Source organism: Tunturibacter psychrotolerans, from assembly GCF_040359615.1.
Lineage (GTDB): Bacteria > Acidobacteriota > Terriglobia > Terriglobales > Acidobacteriaceae > Edaphobacter > Edaphobacter psychrotolerans.
This window is the reverse complement of the sequence record NZ_CP132942.1, coordinates 825,756-843,550: the sequence shown is the minus strand read 5'-3', so window position 1 is coordinate 843,550 and position 17,795 is coordinate 825,756. Positions and strand designations below refer to the sequence as shown.

At 57.3% G+C, this 17,795-nt stretch carries 12 protein-coding genes and 1 pseudogene; 6 read left to right on the top strand and 7 right to left on the bottom strand.

Annotated features, from left to right (window positions below; genetic code table 11):
• Nucleotides 1-42 precede the first annotated feature (42 nt).
• Complete coding sequence (locus RBB77_RS03390) at nt 43-573, bottom strand: cupin domain-containing protein (protein WP_353064772.1); 531 nt, start codon at nt 571-573, stop codon at nt 43-45.
• A gap of 398 nt (nt 574-971) precedes the next feature.
• Between RBB77_RS03390 and RBB77_RS03385 the strand changes: the two genes are divergently transcribed.
• Nucleotides 972-2,603 (top strand): VWA domain-containing protein, encoded by a 1,632-nt coding sequence (locus RBB77_RS03385; RefSeq protein ID WP_353064771.1) that lies wholly within the window; start codon nt 972-974, stop codon nt 2,601-2,603.
• A 66-nt stretch (nt 2,604-2,669) separates the two neighbouring features.
• Here RBB77_RS03385 and RBB77_RS03380 read toward each other — a convergent pair whose 3' ends face one another.
• The gene (locus RBB77_RS03380; protein WP_353064770.1) at nt 2,670-3,839 is read right to left on the bottom strand and encodes a hypothetical protein; all 1,170 of its coding nucleotides are present in this window, start codon (nt 3,837-3,839) and stop codon (nt 2,670-2,672) included.
• 65 nt (nt 3,840-3,904) lie between these two features.
• Between RBB77_RS03380 and RBB77_RS03375 the strand changes: the two genes are divergently transcribed.
• Entirely contained in the window at nt 3,905-5,203 is a 1,299-nt protein-coding gene (locus RBB77_RS03375; RefSeq protein WP_353064769.1) for a winged helix-turn-helix domain-containing protein, read from the top strand.
• Here RBB77_RS03375 and RBB77_RS03370 read toward each other — a convergent pair.
• Nucleotides 5,177-5,404, bottom strand: a complete 228-nt coding sequence (locus RBB77_RS03370) for a hypothetical protein (RefSeq protein WP_353064768.1) — start codon at nt 5,402-5,404, stop codon at nt 5,177-5,179. The two genes, RBB77_RS03375 and RBB77_RS03370, sit on opposite strands and share 27 nt — an antisense overlap.
• Nucleotides 5,405-5,524: 120 nt before the next feature.
• Nucleotides 5,525-5,854 (bottom strand): hypothetical protein, encoded by a 330-nt coding sequence (locus RBB77_RS03365; protein WP_353067722.1) that lies wholly within the window; start codon nt 5,852-5,854, stop codon nt 5,525-5,527.
• On the opposite strand from RBB77_RS03365, the pseudogene RBB77_RS03360 reads away from it, so the two are divergent.
• The 4 genes and pseudogenes from RBB77_RS03360 to RBB77_RS03345 all read left to right on the top strand — a co-directional run.
• Nucleotides 5,735-6,013 (top strand): annotated as a pseudogene (locus RBB77_RS03360) (sulfatase-like hydrolase/transferase); the annotation flags it as partial. The gene RBB77_RS03365 and the pseudogene RBB77_RS03360 sit on opposite strands and share 120 nt — an antisense overlap.
• A gap of 80 nt (nt 6,014-6,093) precedes the next feature.
• Nucleotides 6,094-7,293, top strand: coding sequence for a sulfatase-like hydrolase/transferase (locus RBB77_RS03355; RefSeq protein WP_353067570.1), 1,200 nt, complete (start codon nt 6,094-6,096; stop codon nt 7,291-7,293).
• Nucleotides 7,294-8,287: 994 nt separating this feature from the next.
• Nucleotides 8,288-9,577 carry a class I SAM-dependent rRNA methyltransferase gene (locus RBB77_RS03350; protein WP_353064767.1) on the top strand — a complete coding sequence of 430 codons (1,290 nt, stop codon included), beginning with the start codon at nt 8,288-8,290 and terminating at the stop codon, nt 9,575-9,577.
• A gap of 116 nt (nt 9,578-9,693) precedes the next feature.
• Nucleotides 9,694-10,887 carry an NAD(P)/FAD-dependent oxidoreductase gene (locus RBB77_RS03345; protein ID WP_353064766.1) on the top strand — a complete coding sequence of 398 codons (1,194 nt, stop codon included), beginning with the start codon at nt 9,694-9,696 and terminating at the stop codon, nt 10,885-10,887.
• 28 nt (nt 10,888-10,915) lie between these two features.
• Here the strand turns inward: RBB77_RS03345 and RBB77_RS03340 are convergent, their stop codons facing one another.
• The 3 genes from RBB77_RS03340 to RBB77_RS03330 all read right to left on the bottom strand — a co-directional run bounded on the left by RBB77_RS03340 (nt 10,916) and on the right by RBB77_RS03330 (nt 17,771).
• Nucleotides 10,916-15,382: a beta strand repeat-containing protein gene (locus RBB77_RS03340; protein WP_353064765.1), complete on the bottom strand. Its 4,467-nt coding sequence runs from the start codon at nt 15,380-15,382 to the stop codon at nt 10,916-10,918.
• A gap of 528 nt (nt 15,383-15,910) precedes the next feature.
• A complete protein-coding gene (locus RBB77_RS03335) occupies nt 15,911-17,347 on the bottom strand; it encodes a deoxyribodipyrimidine photo-lyase (RefSeq protein WP_353064764.1) in 1,437 nt (478 codons plus the stop codon).
• An 88-nt stretch (nt 17,348-17,435) separates the two neighbouring features.
• Nucleotides 17,436-17,771, bottom strand: coding sequence for a cytochrome C oxidase subunit IV family protein (locus tag RBB77_RS03330; RefSeq protein ID WP_353064763.1), 336 nt, complete (start codon nt 17,769-17,771; stop codon nt 17,436-17,438).
• Nucleotides 17,772-17,795: the final 24 nt, after the last annotated feature.

Genomic DNA, 17,795 nt, shown 5'->3' with positions numbered 1-17,795 from the left:
AGACCCACCTTCGGCCAACCCATGCCGGCTCCGCGCCCAGCTTTAGGCCTCTCGCAGAAACTCTGTGCGATACCGGGGAGCGAGCTCCAAGGCCTTCTTCATCAAGGCGGCCTGTTGCTCCTCACTAGGCCTCGGAGCAGCAGTCGTGCGAGTCGCGACCGGAACTCCAATCTCCATGAAGAACTTCTCCTGCCCGGCAGGCGAACAGATGCAGATCAGCCGCGCAGGCTGCGACGAAACGTTTTTGAATCGATGCGGAGCATTCGCTGGAATGGTCACCGTCTCGCCTGCCTTTATCGTTGACCTCTCCCCACGAAACGTCGCCTCCAGCTCACCTTCCAGCAAAATGAAGGTCTCTTCAAAATCGTGACGATGAGGCGGCGGTCCACCCCCAGGCGGGACATGCATATCGATAACGCAGAATCGCCCCGCAGTATCTTCTCCCGTCACCGTGATGGTATAGGTATCGCCCACCAGGCCGATGTGCCGCAGGCTCTCAACCTTACCGACCGCGAGCTTACGACTGGGATCATCGGGAGGAACCATTGGATGTTCTTGCGTGTCTACCGCCATATTTTTTCTCCTTTAACGTGCTGCTGTCGTGCTTCCTTCTACGTTAGATGTTCGTAGCCGACCAGACAGAAAACTCGCCTCGAGTGCGGACCTAATTGTAAGTTGTCTCAGGCAACACCTACCTTGGGGCACACTATGTCGACAGTCGCTCAGAGGAACTCATCGGATGGGTGCGCATGGATGCGTAAGACCAGCAGCCACTGATGGACTTCAATAGCTAAGAAAAAGTTGATCCGCCAACAAACTTCTTCAATGGGGCTATCGTGACCCTCGCTCATCTTGAGGGTCTTTCGCAGGACACTGACTTTGTGGGCACACCCTTCTCGGACCGTAAATTTTTTCCAAGGCCGTAACACTGCTTGATATACCGTGTTTGCACTACCAAACCCGAGGGCTCCATGAAAATTTCGCTCCTCCGCGCGCTGTTCCTCTTCGCTCTCGCCGCCGGCCTATCTCACTCCGTCACTGCGCAACAGCCCTCACCGGCCCCAGCCGCAACCCAAAATCCGCAGCCTCAAACCCAGCCTCAGTCGGCCGGATCGCAGCCCGTCAAAGACGCGAACGGCGTCTACACCATCCGCCGCAACGCCCGTCTTGTCATCCTCGACATGGTCGTCACCGACGCCAAAGGCAACATCGTCACCGACCTCAAACGCGACGAGTTCCACGTCACCGAGGCCAACGAACCCGAGAAGATCCTCAACTTCGACGCCCCCGCCGCCCACACCCTCGACCCCGAGATCACCATCAACTCCACCGAAGAGCTCGACCGCGTCGCCCCCAACGCCCCCGTCAACATCATCCTGCTCGACGAGTTCAACACCCGCTTCGAGGACATGGCCTTCGCCCGCTACTCCCTCAAAAAGTTCCTCAACCGTCAGCCCGGCAAGCTCGACACCCCAACCATGCTCCTCGCCGTCGACCTCCAGCACTTCACCGTCGTCCACGACTACACCCAGAACAAAGACGACATCATCTCCGCTCTCGATCATCACTTCGCCGCCTACCCCTGGCAGGCCCAGCAGGGCCAATGGCGCGCCGACCGCATCAATCTAGCCTTCCTCACCCTCCGCCGCGTCGCCGAAGCCGTCATCGGTCATCCCGGCCACAAAAATATGATCTGGATCGGTCGCGGCTTTCCCCCTATCCGTTGGGAAAACGTCCCCGTAGACACCGTAAACCTCGTCAACAACGCCGTGCAGGACTGCGTCAACATCCTCCGAGACGCGCGAGTCACCCTCTACACCATCGACCCCGCCGGCATCCTGATCGATCCTCAAGCCTACGGCGGTATCGCCGGCCGCGACGACCCCTTCGGCGGCGAATATCAATTCAATCGCCTCGCCAAAGCCACCGGCGGCCGCACCCTCTACGGGCGAAATGACGTCGACGCCGAGATCGGCACCTCCATCCGCGACGGCGCCAGCTTCTACACCCTCACCTACCGGCCCGAAAACACCTCGCTCGACCCATCAAAGTTCCGCAAGATCAAGATCACCCTCGATCGTCCCGGCCTAACCGTCTACACCCGCGAAGGTTACTACCTCCAGCGCGGTCCCGGCCGCGTCGACCCCGCGAACCCTTCACGCCGTCTCATGGCTGACATCATCTCTGCTGACACCAGCACCATGGTCTACGACGGCGTCCCCGTCACTCTTGAACCCTCACCTACCGACCCCAACCGCTTCATCGTCCACGTTGCCTCGAGCGGGCTCTACTGGTCGCCCGCCACCGACACCGAGCCGCGCCACTCCGACGTAGTCCTCGCCATTACCACCTTCGACCGCAAGGGAAAGGTGCTCAAGAGTGTCGCCAAAGTGATTCACGCCAGTGCTCCAACCACAGTAGCGCCGACCGGAAGAATCGAACGCGGCATGGATCTCGCCTACAACGTAGACCCCGATCCCAAAGCAACCCGCGTCCGCTTCGTCGTCCGAGTCACCTCTTCCGGCCGCATCGGAACCGTAGACGCCAATCTCGGCCAGCAACACGCCGGAAATCCCCCATCATCAGCACCCGCAAATCCATAACCCACACATGGCCATCTCACACTCGACGATTCAGTGAGATGGCTTCGAACAGCCCCACCACACTCCTCAGCGCGTGTATTTATTGATCCAGTTAACCTCCCACGTCTTTCCGCCATCCTCAGAAAACGCCTGTTCCGACTGGGCCGTATCCTGCGAGGTCTTCCAGATAGAAAATCGCACCAGCACCGACCGCCCATTGATCTCCTCATAGTCATAAAAATCGCCACGGCCATCTTTGAACCCGCCAACGCCCGGAACACCTAGCGTGCCCACATTCGGCGTCGCGAAGTCCAGATTCCACTCATGCGTCGTTGGATTGAACCATCGCAGCGACAACAGTTCCACATGCCCCGCAGGACCGTCTGCCTTGTACTCCGCCAGGTTAGCCTTGCCTCCCCAAACCTTCTTGACCACCGTCGCGCCGTCCATATCTACCCAGGTCGTAGAGCCCGTCAACGGATGCATCAACCGTGTCGAGTGCGTCTTCCACGTGCCTAAGTCGAAGTCAAAATCACGTTGTCCGCTGGACGCATCGACGCGCTCCAAGCTAACTGGTGCCAAAGTGGCGCCCGCCTCTCCCGACTGTTTCTCTCGCGTCAACTCCCCAATAAAAGCAGGAACCCACGTCTTTCCGCCATCATTCGAAAAATCCTCTTCAAAGTGGTGAGAGTCTTGCTTTATGTCGGACCACGTTCCCCGAATCAGAACCGATCGGTCACGAAAGGTCTCCTGCGAGAAGAGTTCGCCTCGGCCATTCTTGAACGACCCCACCAATGGAGTAGTCAGCACGCCCGCTTGGCTGTCGATAAACGACTGCGTCCACTGATGAGCCTGGGGGTTGTAAAGAAACATCGTCATCCCTTCCCAATGACCCTTCGGCCCGTCAGCTTCAATCTCCTCTAGTTGCCCGCGGCCATCCCAGACCTTTCGAACCGTCACCGTCCCATCGAGTTCCATCGATTTATCCGACCCCGAAAACGGATCGAGCACACGCCGGATATGGGTATGCCAGACACCCAGGTTGAAATCGAAGTCATTCTTCCCGTCACGCAAAGCGACAGCCTGTTGCGATCCATGATCAGACACAGCTGTCGCTGTCTGCGCAGCAGCCATGCCAGAGCCTCCAAACAAACCCGCAGCAAAAACTGCGGCGACGAACCATCCAAAACTCTTCCTGCTCTCGCCTGCAAACCATACGCCACGAGCACCAGCAACCTTAGTAAATAAACGCATCATCAATCTCCTCGCACTTTCTGACACGCGAGCAGTGTAGGCTGGTTTTCAAATAAAGCAGCCAACGTATGCCACAGGGATTTTCAAAGAAAAATCAAAGCTCGCCCAACGCCGCCTATCGCTTCGGCGACTTTGAACTTCACCCCAACGAACGTCTCCTCAAAAAAACCGCCGTCTCAATTCCGCTCCAACCCAAAGCCTTCGACGCGCTCCTCTGCCTCGTTCGCAAAGCCGAACACCTCGTCAGCAAACAAGAGTTGATCCAGACACTCTGGCCATCAGTCCATGTCAGCGAAGCAAACCTCACCAACACCATCGTCTGCCTAAGAAAAATCGTTGGCCGCGACGCCATCCGAACCGTCTCCAAACACGGATACCGCTTCGAACTCCCAGTCACCGGAGAGCCTGGCGTAGCACCCGCCGCCTATGAAAAATTTGCACGCGCAAAAGAACTGACCGCGCAACGCTCTCTCGACTCAATGACCCTCGCGCGCGATCTCTACTGGATCTGCCTCGCCGAAGATCCCACCTTCGCCCCCGCATGGGCCTGGCTAGGCAGATGCTGCTGGTTTCTACACAAGTTCAGCGACACCTCCTCAACAAATCTCGAGCTCGCTCAAGCGGCCTTCCAGCGAGCGTTCACGCTCGACCCAGACCTAGCCTCCGCGCACCAGTTCTACACCTTCGTCCAGGTAGACACAGGCCATGCAGCCGAAGCAATGACCCGGCTACTCGAACGTCTCACCAAAAATCCCACCGAGCCAGAGTCGTTCACCAGTCTCGTCCAGGTCTTACGATTCCGCGGAATGCTCTCACAGTCGATCGAAGCGCACCGCCGCGCCGTCCGCCTGGATCCCGCCGTCATCACCAGCGTGGCTCACACTCTCTTCCTCGCCGGGGACTACGCCTCCGCGATCGAAACCTACAGCGGCCGCGCCGCTTACTACCTGGACGCCGCAGCCTGGGCCGCCATAGGCAATCGAAAACGCGCAATCTCACTCTTGCGCGAACGCCTGGACAAGATGCCGCTGTCTACGCTCATGATCGCTCTCATGAGCTCCCTCTTAGCTCTTCTCGAAGGCAGAACAGACGAAGCAATCAATCTCATGAAAGCCGCAAACACAACACGCGAGCCTGAAATTCTCCTCTACTTCGCGCGGCACTACTCTCGGCTGAAGAAACCGGAGCTGGCAATAACAGCGCTAAGACAGGCGGCACAATCCGGCTTCGTCTGCGCACCCGACACCCTCACTTCCGATCCATGGTTCAGCACACTTCGAAGACACCCAGAGTTCAACGCCCTCCGCGACTCGATGCAAGCTCTCGTCAACGAATCCCAATCAAGCTTCGACCGATACACCCTCTAACAAATCGGTACGCGAAGCATCCACGGCATCGACCCCACCCTCCTCGTCGACGGCATGCGAACCATGGACGAGCAGGTAGACCGCATGAAGTCCTCCGCAGAAAGTCGTCTCATCATCAGGTCTGACCCAGCGGGGAGTAACTCCGCTAAGCGCGTTTATGACGATTAGTTCGCGGGACTTAATGAGTGATTGATCATCCATTCGCTAATTTTGGGCTTTTTCTGAAGCAAATAGCAGCCAGATATTCGCAGCCTGTTTCTAATATCAAGCTACAATCACGGCGAAGACTAAAGCCACTTCCACGGAGAATCCAAGATGAAGTCAGGCGTGGCTGTTTTCCTCGTTGTCTCGTCGCTCGCCTGCACCCTGGTTTCCTGCAAACAGGACTCCTAAACCAACAAAGCGCAGAGCGGAGATTACGTTCTCCCGCAGCCGCAGCCCGAATTCAAAGGCGTCATCGGCGATACGTATAAGACCTCCACGCCAGACAAGATCGCGCTTGTGAATCCGCCGAAGGGCGCGCCCAACGTGATTATCATCATTCTGATTGATGATGCGGGTTACGGCCAGTGGGGCACCTTCGGCGGACAGGTCCCGACGCCGAATCTCGACAGACTGGCGAAGTCGGGCCTCAGCTATCTTCGTTTTCACACCACCGCCCTCTGTTCTCCCACACGAGCTGCTTTACTGACCGGTCGCAATCATCATTCCGTAGGAATGGGCACGATTACCGAGTTGGCCGATGCCTACCCGGGCTACTCGGGCCAGATACCTAAGACTGCGGCTATGTTCGCTGAGGTACTGCGTCAAAACGGCTACAACACGGAATATATCGGCAAGAACCATCAGATCGCCGACTGGGAGACGAGCATCGCGGGTCCCGTTGATCGCTGGCAGCTCTACAAGGTTTCGAGCATTTCTACGGCTTCATCGGCGGCGAGACGAATCAGTGGCAGCCGCCACTCTTCCGCGATAGCACGCCTGTCGAGATGGAAATTCCCAAGGGACGTGAGGGCCATTACAATCTCAACGATTCGCTCGCGGACGAAGCCATCACCTACATGCACAACCAAAAACCGGTCACTCCTGATCGTCCGTTCTTCATCTACTACGCACCTGGGGCCACGCACGCCCCGCACCACGTCCCCAAAGAGTGGATCGATAAATTCAAAGGCCAGTTCGACCAAGGCTGGGATAAGTACCGCGAAGAGACCTATCAGCGCCAACTGGCGCTGGGCGTTATTCCCGCCAACACCAAGCTGACGCCGCGCCCCAACGAAATTCCAGCCTGGGATTCGCTGCCACCAGACCGTAAAAAAGTAGCCGAGCGCCTCATGGAGACCTTCGCCGCCTACACCGCACAGACCGACTACGAGGTTGGCCGCATTCTCGACGCTCTCGACGAGATGGGCATCACCAAGTACACCCTCGTTCTCTGGGAGATTGGCGACAACGGCTCCTCACTCGAGGGAACGCTTAATGGCGCGTACAACGAATTTACCGGGCTCGGAGGGGTGCAGGAAGATTCCGCATACATCATCAAGCACCTCGACGATTTAGGAGGACCCAACGCTTACAACCACATTCCTGTCGGCTGGGCATGGGCCATGAATACGCCCTTCCAGTGGGGAAAGCAGGTCGCCTCGCACTTCGGAGGAACACGCAATCCGCTGGTCGTCTCATGGCCAGGACATATCTCCGATCCCGGTGGCAAGCGTATGCAGTTCCATCACGTCATCGACATCGCACCGACCATCCTTGAAGCCGCAGGCATACCGCAGCCGACCGAAGTGAACGGCGTGAAGCAGAAACCCATCGAAGGCATCAGCATGGTGTACAGCTTCAAAGATCCAAATGCCGCAGAGCAGCGCCACGTTCAGTACTTTGAGATGTTCGGCAACCGCGCCCTCTATAAAGACGGCTGGATCGCCGTCTGCCGTCACGGACGACTCCCATGGAACAACGTCGGGTCCGTCGATTTCGACAAGGACACCTGGGAGTTATATGACCTGACCAGGATTACAGCGAGTCAAACAATATTGCCGCACAAAACCCGGACAAACTTAAAGAGCTGCAAGCCGACTTCATGACGGAGGCAAAGAAGTATCAGGTTCTGCCTTTGGACGATCCTTTCATTGAGCGTGGCGATCCACGCCTGCGGCCAAGTCTCATCGAAGGCCGAACACAATTCATTTATTAGAGCGGAACGGCTCACATCCCTGAAAGCTCCGCTGCCAACACAAAAAACACCTCGCATACCATCATCGCCACGATTGACGTGCCCAAAACCGGCTCGCCTGACGGAGTGCTGGCCGCTGAAGGTGGAACTGCAGGCGGATTCTCGCTGTACATCAAGCGCGCAAACCTACCTACGAGTACAACTGGTTTACTCAGGAGCGTTACAAGATCACTTCCTCTGCTTCGGTCACTCCAGGCAGAAACGTCATCAAGATGGATTTCAAGTACGACGGCGGAGGATTGGCCAAGGGCGGCACGGTCACCCTTTACCTAAATGACAAAAAGGTTGGCGAGGGCGTGTTGAAAAGACAGTCCCCGCAAGGTTTAGTGCCGATGAGACGTTTGATACCGGCCTCGACTCAGCCTCGCCCGTCAGCGCCGATTACCAGTCGTCATTCAAGTTTCCGGGAATGATCGATAAGGTGGAGATCGATATTGAACCAGCTAATCTTTCTGTCAGCGATCAGAAAAAACTTGAAGTTGCCATGCTGCACGCACTCTTGAATCGCGAATGATCAAAGGGGCTTCCGAAGGGTCGACCAAATTCTGTCAAGCCCCAAAACCGCGAATCCCCTCGTCAATCCAGCAGATTCGCGTGGCGTATCAGTTACCCTCCAACCGCTATACTGGAAGCCGAGAAATAAAAAGACCCTGATCGAGGGCCTTTCCTAACGATCCCGTAACTCGTTCATTCAAAGTATTTTGCACGTAACCCAATTAGAATCAACAGTCTACAGACACCACCCCACTCCAAACAATTGAAACAAAACAACTTCCGTACAAAATACCCACAAAGGGTAGGGGGGAGGGGTCCGCGGGCCTAAAACGCTATGCGACCATGGAGAGATGCCTAAAAAAGTAGAAGATCGGGCCCCGCGAGTCGTAGCGGCCCAGCCGCACGGACCAGCCGCAGCCATCACCCGCCGCGCCGCAGACCGCCTCCGAGCCGGACACCTGTGGGTCTACCGCTCGGACATAGAGTCTCTAATCCCCCCCATCGGAGCCACCGACCTCCAGCCCGGGGCCCTCATCACCGTAATGGACAGCCGAGGCATCCCCCTGGGCACCGGCCTCTACAGCGCCGCCTCTCAGATCGCCGTAAGAATCGTCTCAAACGAAGCCGCCCTCACCCGCACCGCCTACCTCGACCAGCTTCGCGAGCGAGTCCTCGCCGCCCTCGCCCTCCGAGACGAAGTAGCCCCCGAGTCCATGGAAGACGACGCCTGCCGCCTCATCTTCTCCGAAGCCGACGGACTCCCCGGCATCGTCGCCGACCGCTATAACGACCTAGTCATCCTCCAACTCCTCACCCAGGGCACCGCCCAGGACGACGTACGAAGTCTGATAACCGAAGTCCTCTCCGAACATCTCCGCCAAGACACCGGCGGCATCACCCTCTGGGAGCGCCCCGACCCAAAGATCCGCGAACTAGAGCAACTCGCCCCGCCAGCACCAGGCCCACTCCACCAAAACACCACCGAATCACCACAACTCACCACCATCTTCACCATCAACGGACTCCGTTTTCACTTCGACGCAGGCTCCGGACAGAAGACGGGAGCCTTCCTCGACCAGCGCCTCAACTACGCCGCAGCCGCCCGCTACGCCAACGGCAACGCGCTAGACATCTGCACCTATCAAGGCGGATTCGCCCTCCACATGGCCCAGAACTGCCGCCACGTAACCGGAGTAGACGCCAGCCGGAGCGCCCTGGAAGTAGCCGATCGCAACCGCGCGCTCAACCCGGAGCTTCCAGCCAAGGTCGAGTGGATCGAAGCCGACGCCTTCGAGCTCCTCCGCGAGTACGAATCCACCGGCCAGCAGTACGACACCATCGTGCTCGACCCACCCGCATTCGCCAAGTCCAAGCGCGCGGCCGAAGGCGCCATGCGCGGCTACAAGGAGCTCAACCTCCGCGCCATCAAGATGCTACGGCCCGGCGGAACTCTCATCACCTGCTCCTGCTCCCACCACGTCCCCCTGCAGGAGTTCACCGAGGTAGTCTCCGCCGCCGCATCCGACACCGGCCGCCGCGTCCAGCTCTTGGAGACCCGGGGCGCCGCCCCCGACCACCCCGCAGTCCTAAACCTCCCCGAGACCAGCTACCTCAAGTGCCTCATCACCCGGGTGGGGTAAGAAAAAAACCGCAACGAAACCCGATCCAAATTGCAGTTCGTAAAGCGAATCACAAACACAGATCAATCCAGGATCACGCGATCAAAGAAGCTCCGCGCAAAGAAGCGCCAAGAAGAATGACGAACAAATCGCACGTGCAGAAGGTTGATGTCGTGGTACTCGGGGCTGGTGCAGCCGGAATGATGTGCGCCATTGAAGCCGGAAAGCGCGGACGCCGGGTGGTCCTGGTCGATCACGCCGAGCGCGTCGGAAAAAAGATCCTGATTTCAGGCGGCGGCCGCTGCAACTTCACAAACATCAACTGCCGCGCAGAAAATTTTCTCTCAGAAAATCCCCACTTCGCAAAATCTGCGCTGGCCCGATTCACTCCTTCCGACATAATCGCACTGGTCGACAAACACGGCATCCGCTATCACGAGAAGACCCTCGGACAACTCTTCTGCGATCGTTCCGCCCACGACATAACCGCGATGTTGGAACGAGAGTGCGCAGAGGCCAATGTCCGCACAGTCGTTGGCGCCAATATCATCTCCGTCACCCGCAGCGAGCAGTTCCAGGTCCACACACCCGACACAGTATTCCAGTCCGAGTCCGTAGCCGTCGCCACCGGTGGCCTATCCATCCCAAAGATGGGCGCAACCGGGCTCGGCTATACTTTGGCCGAACAATTCGGCCTGCGCATCGTTGAATGTCGGCCAGGCCTGGTCTCCCTTGCCTTGAACGCAAAAGATCGCGAGCAATGGTGCGACCTTGCTGGCGTTTCGGCCGAGGTCGTAGCGGCAGCAGGAGCGCGGCGACAACGCGGGAGCTTTCGCGAGAAGATGTTGGTCACTCATCGCGGGCTGAGCGGTCCTGCGATCCTCCAGGCATCTTCCTACTGGCACCCCGGCGAAACGGTATCACTTGATCTCGCGCCAGATGCACAAGTGATGGCCCCCCTCCTCTTGCGAAACGCACGGAGAGACGCCGCAGCAGCGATTAACGCCATCCGCGCGGTATTGCCGGCGCGTATGGCTGAACGATGGATCTCTAACCATCCACCCGATGACTGGACGAATGCATCTCTGACCATGATGGAACAACAGCTCCATGCATGGCAGGTTACGCCAGCAGGAACCGAAGGCTACGCCAAAGCTGAGGTCACTGTGGGGGGCGTGGACACGGCAGAACTCGATGCAAAGACGATGCAAAGCCGTAAGGTTGCAGGTCTTTATTTTATTGGCGAGGTCGTCGACGTAACCGGATGGTTGGGTGGATACAATTTCCAATGGGCGTGGGCTTCCGGAGTAAGTGCGGGACTGTCAGCATGAAGGATTCGCCCTGTCGATGCCCTGGTATTTATTGAACGATCAACGTGAGATTGACGCTTCGCGTCAAGCCAGCACTCGTAGCCGCTGCGACCACTGTATAAGTCCCAGCCGTTGTCACGGGTCCTGACGGCGTGCCGGGATTCGATCCACTCGACAGAGGAATCTCGCGTCCCGCCCCACAACCGCTAGCTGCCAGCAGCAAACATAACAAAGCAAGACTCGCCACACCGGAGCGGCGTGCTCGACGCAGCACCAGCAAACCCAACGGAGACAGAGTCGCGAACCAAAAGACGCTGGTCTGCTTCGTCAAAGGGCGACTGGACGACGAGGTTGCCCCGACCCCCGTCAACACGGTCAGGGAGACAGTGGTGATATTTCCGAGTGGGATACTCGATGGCGTTATATTGCAGGTTGAGTTAACTGGCATTCCCGTGCAAGCGAACGTGACCGTACCGGAGACGTTCGAGTTCGAACTAAGCAGGAGTGGAAATACTGCGTTCTGACCACTTGAAATAGTAACGCTGGTAATTCCATTCGTAGCCAGTGTGAAGTCGACACCTGGGCCAGTAAGTGAAAGTGTTTGTGGCGAATTGCCGGCGCTATCTGTCACCGTCAGAGATCCCGAACGAGGCCCTCCAACACTGGGCGCAAACGCTACCTGCAATACGCACGCGGTGTAAGTCGCGACAGTTGCACCGCAGGTACTACTATTCGGAAGGATCACGAAGTCGCCCTTAATCGAGATGCCTTGTATTGAGAGCGGAACGCCGACGTTATTAGTCAGGGTAACGGTTCGCGATGCAGACTGAAGGCCAACGCCAGTTGGAGGAAATACGACCGTCGAGAACGGGGCAAGTGACACACCGGGCGGTGCAATACCGATACCGTTCAACGCGACGGTCTGAGTTCGATATTGGTCCGACACCGACAGCACGCCACTCAGCGGACCGACATCCTTAGGCGCAAACGCCACATTCATCGAACACGTAGAGTGCGGGTTCAGCGAATTTCCACAGGAATTGACCACAGTAAAATCTCCGCTTGTGATCTGCGCCGCGATCAGTGTCAGCGGCAGATCGCCGGTATTGGACAGAGTGATCTGCTGCGCTTGGCTTGCAGTATCAACCTGTTGCGTTCCAAACGTCAGCGTCAATGGAGAAAGCGCATCTGTTGCCGGAGATGTCCCCACGCCAGTCAGAGAGGCAGTTTGCGTGCCTGCGTCATCGGCCATGCTGAAGGTTCCGCTGCGGGTTCCAGAGGCGGTAGGCGTAAAAGCAATACCAACTGTGCATCCGACCCCAGGTCCGAGACTCGAGCCGCAGGTGTTGACCGTAATTCTGAAGTCTCCGCCGGATATGGTCGGCGACCGCAACCCCACAGCGCTATTGCTTATATTGGAGATTGTGATGTTTTGAACCGCGCTAGTCGCGTTGAGAGCTGTAGAAGGAAACGTCAGCACAACTGGATCAAGAACGATAGCCGCCGCAGCAGACCCGGTACCCGAAAGTGTCGCCGTCGCCTGTCCACCCGCAACGTTGCCATAGACAGTAAGGATACCGCTGCGACTACCGGTCGCAGCAGGCAGAGATCTCACCTGAACCGTGCAGGTCTGGTTGATTGCAATCGTTGCAGCCGCACAGTTATCAGTTTCATTGAAATCGCCTGTGACTGCCACCAGACTGATTACTAGCGGGGCAAGACCCGTATTTGTAACCGTAATAGTTTGTATAGGGCTCGCAGTGCCGATCGACTGCGCACTGTAAGTAAGCGCCGCAGGATTGAGGCTAATCGAAGGTTGTGCCGCAATAGCCGCCGTAATCAAGGGAATCTGCCATATTCCACGACCATAAGTTGCAGCGCGCAGTTCACCAGTGCGACCATCCCCGGTAGCCATGGCGGGCGCAGCCGCAAGTTCGACAACAGGAGCATTTGGCAAGTTGATGCCGTAGACGCTCCAGCAATTCGCAGTCGCACAGGTCGTGACCTCTGTCGTAACGTACACTCCCGTGTCCATCGCCACATAGAGCGTATTGGCATCGTTAGGATCAACGATGACGCTGTTGGCCGGCGCATCCGGCAGGTTGCTGCTGATGTTGCTCCAATGCGCTCCGCCGTCGGTAGAACGATACAGATGCGGCAGACTAATCCCATTTGCACCGAAACCCATTACTGTCGCGTAAACGGTCTCCCCGGTAGCATCGTGAGGATCTGCCGCAAGCGAGGAGAGATCAAAGCCCGCGGAGTTAAACCCAACCCCTTGACCATTTGTAACAGTAGAAGTGGCAAGATCCGTCCAGGTCGTTGTGTTATTCGCAGTCCCCCCGGTGGCGATGGAGTAAACGTGACCGCCGACGACTCCGCCGCCATCCATTATCCCTGCCATTCCTGCGTAAAGCACTGGCGAGCCCGCATCCTGCCCCCCCGAGACATTGGTGAGAACTCCCCCGGCAGCCAGGGATCTCAGCACCGGGTTAGTAGCGGCGCACGATGCCCCTTGCGGGCCCGACAGAAGATTGCTGATCGCATTCGACGAAGACCAGGTTGACCCATCACCCGCCGGGCCACGCCACACGCGGCAGGTTCCAACAAGGATGTTCGAAGGAAACACGGGGTCGAGCAACCAGGGAGCATCGATCACGGAGTCATCATTATTTACCTGCGCAGGGCCAATCGTCGGCGTCCCTGTGAAGTTCGCGGCAGTACAACCAGCACCACTGGAGCACTGTCGAATATTCACACCAGCGCCAATGGAGACATACCAGAGCGATGGACTTGTCTGGTCGATCCCGACTGTGCCGCCTTCACCGGTGGAAAGCTGCGGCCACGAGCTGGCGTTGACAGTTGCAGAAGACGTACCTGCAGTGCCATTCGCGCCCAGGCCGACAAGCACCGTACCCGCGTCGGTAGGATGCTGCGCAAAGCTGATGACCTCTGCCAGCGAGCCGAGCCCGCCGTTTAGGTTTTGAAAATGAGTTGCGTCATCGGTAGAGCACGGAGTTCCTTGTTCGTCAACGCCGTCAGTTGATCGCCAAACGCCACCATCGTTGCCTAGGTACACAAGCGGTTGCGACGCTGTCGCCAACGCGGCAATCGCATGCTGAGCTGGCGCGACCTGCGCAGGAGCCGCACATCCGTTGATCGCGTTGGTGGTGTTCCGCTGCACGCACCCCGCAGCAAGAGAACAGCGATAGAGATCCGTTATCCCGATATACAAAATCGTGTCTTGGGTCGAGCCGTTTGGTCCCGACGGCTCAGCGGCGAGCGCAAGGTTGTAGTCTGCCTGCGGTACGACCGTACTGCCATTGCCGATCTCCAGCGCGGACGATGGCAGCTTTTGGCCGAAGATGACCGTACTGCTGCTGCAGTTGGCGCCAGACAGGCCACATACATCCTGCCACAGTCCTTGATCGCGATTGTTTTGATCAACCGTTAGCGCAAACGTATCGCCTGTCTCTGGTTGCACCGCCAGTGCCCCCCTAAAAATGGGGCAGGTTGTGCTGCCGATTGAACCTGGATCCGGCGGGCATGCCGTCGTAGTGAGGCCCAGTCCCGGCTGATTTGTCAGGCGTGTCCAGGTCACACCATCCGCTGACTCGTAGTAGCCGTGACAACGGACCGCCGCGTAGAAGCGTTGACGAACAGGATTCCAAACTACGGCCGTTGCCGCTCTGCCCCCAAGATCTCCGCCAGTGGGCTTGGGGGTTTGCACCGTTTGGGTGCCGTCCATAAGGGTAGACATCTGCCAAGTCACACCCGCATCAGTGGAGTAGTAAAGCCCCATCACGCTATTCTCGGCGTCCGGCGCGTTGACCAGAACCCCTTCCGCCGCCTGCGACACGGCGGCGACGACAGTGCCCGGCGTCACCGTACTCCATGCAAATCCTGCAAAGCCAAGCCCATTGAAAAGGTGCTTTCCTGACAAACCATCCTGCGAATTCTGGATAAGCGTCCACGTCACCCCGTTGTCGGCAGATCGCAACAGACCGCTGCCGTAAAAAGAATCGGAAGCATCGTTAGGATCTCCCGTCCCGGCCAGGATCACCCCGGACCGAACGCTGATCGCACCTATGCTGAGCGATGGTATGGCCGCGGTTCCCGCATTCGCGCTGAAGACAGGCAGTGTGTCAGTCAGAGGGACGAAGGTGACACTGGCCGATGTACCTGCCGCATTGGTCGACTTCCAAACGCCCCCGCCCGTTGTTCCCAAATAGACTGTATTGCCGCTCGTATCCGCCGGATCGATCGCAATCGCCGTGACTCGACCGGTCACGTTGCCATAGGCGATGCTAGCAACCTGATTTGGCCCCACTGCTTGCCACGGCGCACTCAAGCTCGACAGTTGAGGCGAAGCTGCCTGCTGCACCAGCATCGCCGCGTGCTCCTGACGAGCGGTATCCATGGCGCGTGCAGCCGGTACTGCTCCCGCCAAAGTTCGCCCACTCAGGAAACGCCGGGAACGAATCGTGTGCGGCGAGACGGAATTGGCTGAAGGCACGGTGCCTTCTTGCTGTGAAGTTGCCGGAGCCGAGACCAATTGACCAGAGGAAAGAACGGGTGCCGCAAGCTCGAGGGAAAACAACAGAGCAAGAAACGCGCCCCGCACGCCGTGGCGGAGCATATCTGCGAGACGCTCGTGTTGTGAGAATACGACCAGGCCCATAGCTTGCGATCAGCAAAGGAAAGACAGCTAACACTGATGCTGCAAGCTGACGTTGGAGGAGTCAACGCTGGAGCGGGAGAAGATACGACAGACAGTGCCGGAACGGGATGAGAAATCTCTCATCATGTTGCCGTTCCAAATTGTACGAGGCTCTACGGCCACTCTTCAAAGCTTACCCCATCGACCGATGTCGGCAGCAATCAGCCGATCGTCGACTGTTTCTCGAATCTAACATCTCCTGCAACCGTGCCACAATCTCACCATGGTTGTAGGTTATTCAGTCGCCATAAAGAGAAGACCCTCGCGGAGCAGACGCAACTGAGTGTGCAGCTCCACTCCCATACGCAAGGCTTAGCGAAACACCTAAAGCGCCAGCGAACCTTGCTGGGGAAGAACTCCCATCTGCCGGATGTATTCTCTCGAATCGAACTTTTTACCAGTGGACGCTCCCGACATGTAGCGAATCTTGCCGAAGACGGGCCGTTCGCCCCAGGCACGATCGAACTTTCCTAGGATTGCCCATGCAATACCTGCATAACCATTTGGGTCGCGACCGTCCAAAAAATATTTATCGTTGAGATGGATTGAATACTTCATCGCCGTAGCGACGTCGGGGGTCCACTCCAGAATCTTCTTCGCCCAGTACATCCTTAAATAGTTGTGCATCCATCCGAATCGCACCATCTGAATCTGAGCGGCGTTCCATAGATCGTCATAGGTGTTCGCGCTTTCCAGCTGGCGTAACGTGTACAAATGTTCCCGCTCATCACGTGCGTGGTCGGCGATAGTCTTCTTCGCCCAGTCCTCCGCACAATCAGGCGAGTCATAGTTCGGCGTGTATCGGACGAAATTAACAGCGAGTTCTCTCCACGCAATCAGCTCGTTGAAGTAGCTGTCACGTGCGGACTTCAACGTGGGTTGCTTCTTCGTCGCCGCGTCAACAGCAAGCGCAATCGTGATCGGGCCGATATGTCCGTAATGGAGATAAGGCGACATACAGGAGGTTCCATCGATCTCGGGATGATTTCGTTGTGCATCGTAGTCCTCCAGAAGTTTCCCCGAAAAAAACTTTAGCCGTTGAAGCGCAGCACTGGTCCCTCCCTTCCAGGCCTCAACTGGCAGCACGCTGCGGTCGAGATCCTTCCAGTCGCGAGTTATGTCCTGATGAACAGAGTCGACATAGAATCCTTTCGGCTGCTCCCACGAGTGGTCAGCGTGCAGATTCTCGTAGGGAACAAGATATTCCGGCAGCAGGCGATACAGTCGAGGTCGAATCGTGTAAGCACCGTACTGGGCCTTTTCCATCAGCTTCGAAGGAACTACAACATCGGTATCTACGGTCCAGAACGGAATCCTTATCCGCGAAGCCAACCGCTTGCGCCATTGCTCTGGCACACGTGTAGGATTTTCATCACCAATCAAGAAGGCGGCGCAAACATCGGCCAGCAGTTGTTCATGCGATTCACGTGGCGCCCGTCGCATGATGAAAGTGATGTTCCGAGCTGCAAGGTCAGCCTCAATGTCCGGAAGACCCTCGTTTAGAAAAGCGTAGTGGCGCAGATTAGCATGGGGAAAATCGGAGATGCCTGCAAAATAGACCACAAGCGGGAGGGCAAGCAGGTTTGCGATCTTAACCGCAAGATCGACCGCATGATTATCAATACCGCGCTGAGCCCGCTGCATCCAGTACACAACGCACCTGCCAGCCGGATCCGGCGCTCCCTCCCGCCGGACTGTTACACGAGCATCTTTCGACCAGCCAATGAGCTCTTCCGGGGATGCAGATTGCGAGTTCGCCATGTGAAAAGTGTACGAGCCGCTCCAACGCAGGTTTGACAGCAACAAAAATGCGACCCGCAGGTCGCATCCCTGTGAAACTAGACTGGATCTACCAAAGACCCCATGCACGGCTAATATAGTCGCTCATGGTCATCGTGATCAAAACGATAAAAGTAAAAAATCCAGCCGCGACCGTCAACTTGATCAGATTGGACTGATACTTGACGTGCATGAAGAACAGGATAACGACGACTGCCTTGAAGCTTGCAATAGCCAGCGCGACGACTGGATTGAAAATCCCGAGGTCAACATAAGCTGCTCCCACCGTGATCCCGGTAAAGATCAGCAGGGTCAAAAAGACCATCCCATAGGTGGCCGGAGTGATGATCTGATGATCAGCGTGCTCCGGATTGAGGACATTCGACGGATCGTGAAACTCGGACATGGTCTTCTCCTTCCAGCCAGACTG

Coding starts and splice junctions, on each gene's coding strand:
- RBB77_RS03390 (WP_353064772.1), bottom strand. CDS start 573: ATGGCGGTAGACACGCAAGAACATCCAATGGTTCCTCCCGATGATCCC.
- RBB77_RS03385 (WP_353064771.1), top strand. CDS start 972: ATGAAAATTTCGCTCCTCCGCGCGCTGTTCCTCTTCGCTCTCGCCGCC.
- RBB77_RS03380 (WP_353064770.1), bottom strand. CDS start 3,839: ATGATGCGTTTATTTACTAAGGTTGCTGGTGCTCGTGGCGTATGGTTT.
- RBB77_RS03375 (WP_353064769.1), top strand. CDS start 3,905: ATGCCACAGGGATTTTCAAAGAAAAATCAAAGCTCGCCCAACGCCGCC.
- RBB77_RS03370 (WP_353064768.1), bottom strand. CDS start 5,404: ATGGATGATCAATCACTCATTAAGTCCCGCGAACTAATCGTCATAAAC.
- RBB77_RS03350 (WP_353064767.1), top strand. CDS start 8,288: ATGCCTAAAAAAGTAGAAGATCGGGCCCCGCGAGTCGTAGCGGCCCAG.
- RBB77_RS03345 (WP_353064766.1), top strand. CDS start 9,694: ATGACGAACAAATCGCACGTGCAGAAGGTTGATGTCGTGGTACTCGGG.
- RBB77_RS03335 (WP_353064764.1), bottom strand. CDS start 17,347: ATGGCGAACTCGCAATCTGCATCCCCGGAAGAGCTCATTGGCTGGTCG.
- RBB77_RS03330 (WP_353064763.1), bottom strand. CDS start 17,771: ATGTCCGAGTTTCACGATCCGTCGAATGTCCTCAATCCGGAGCACGCT.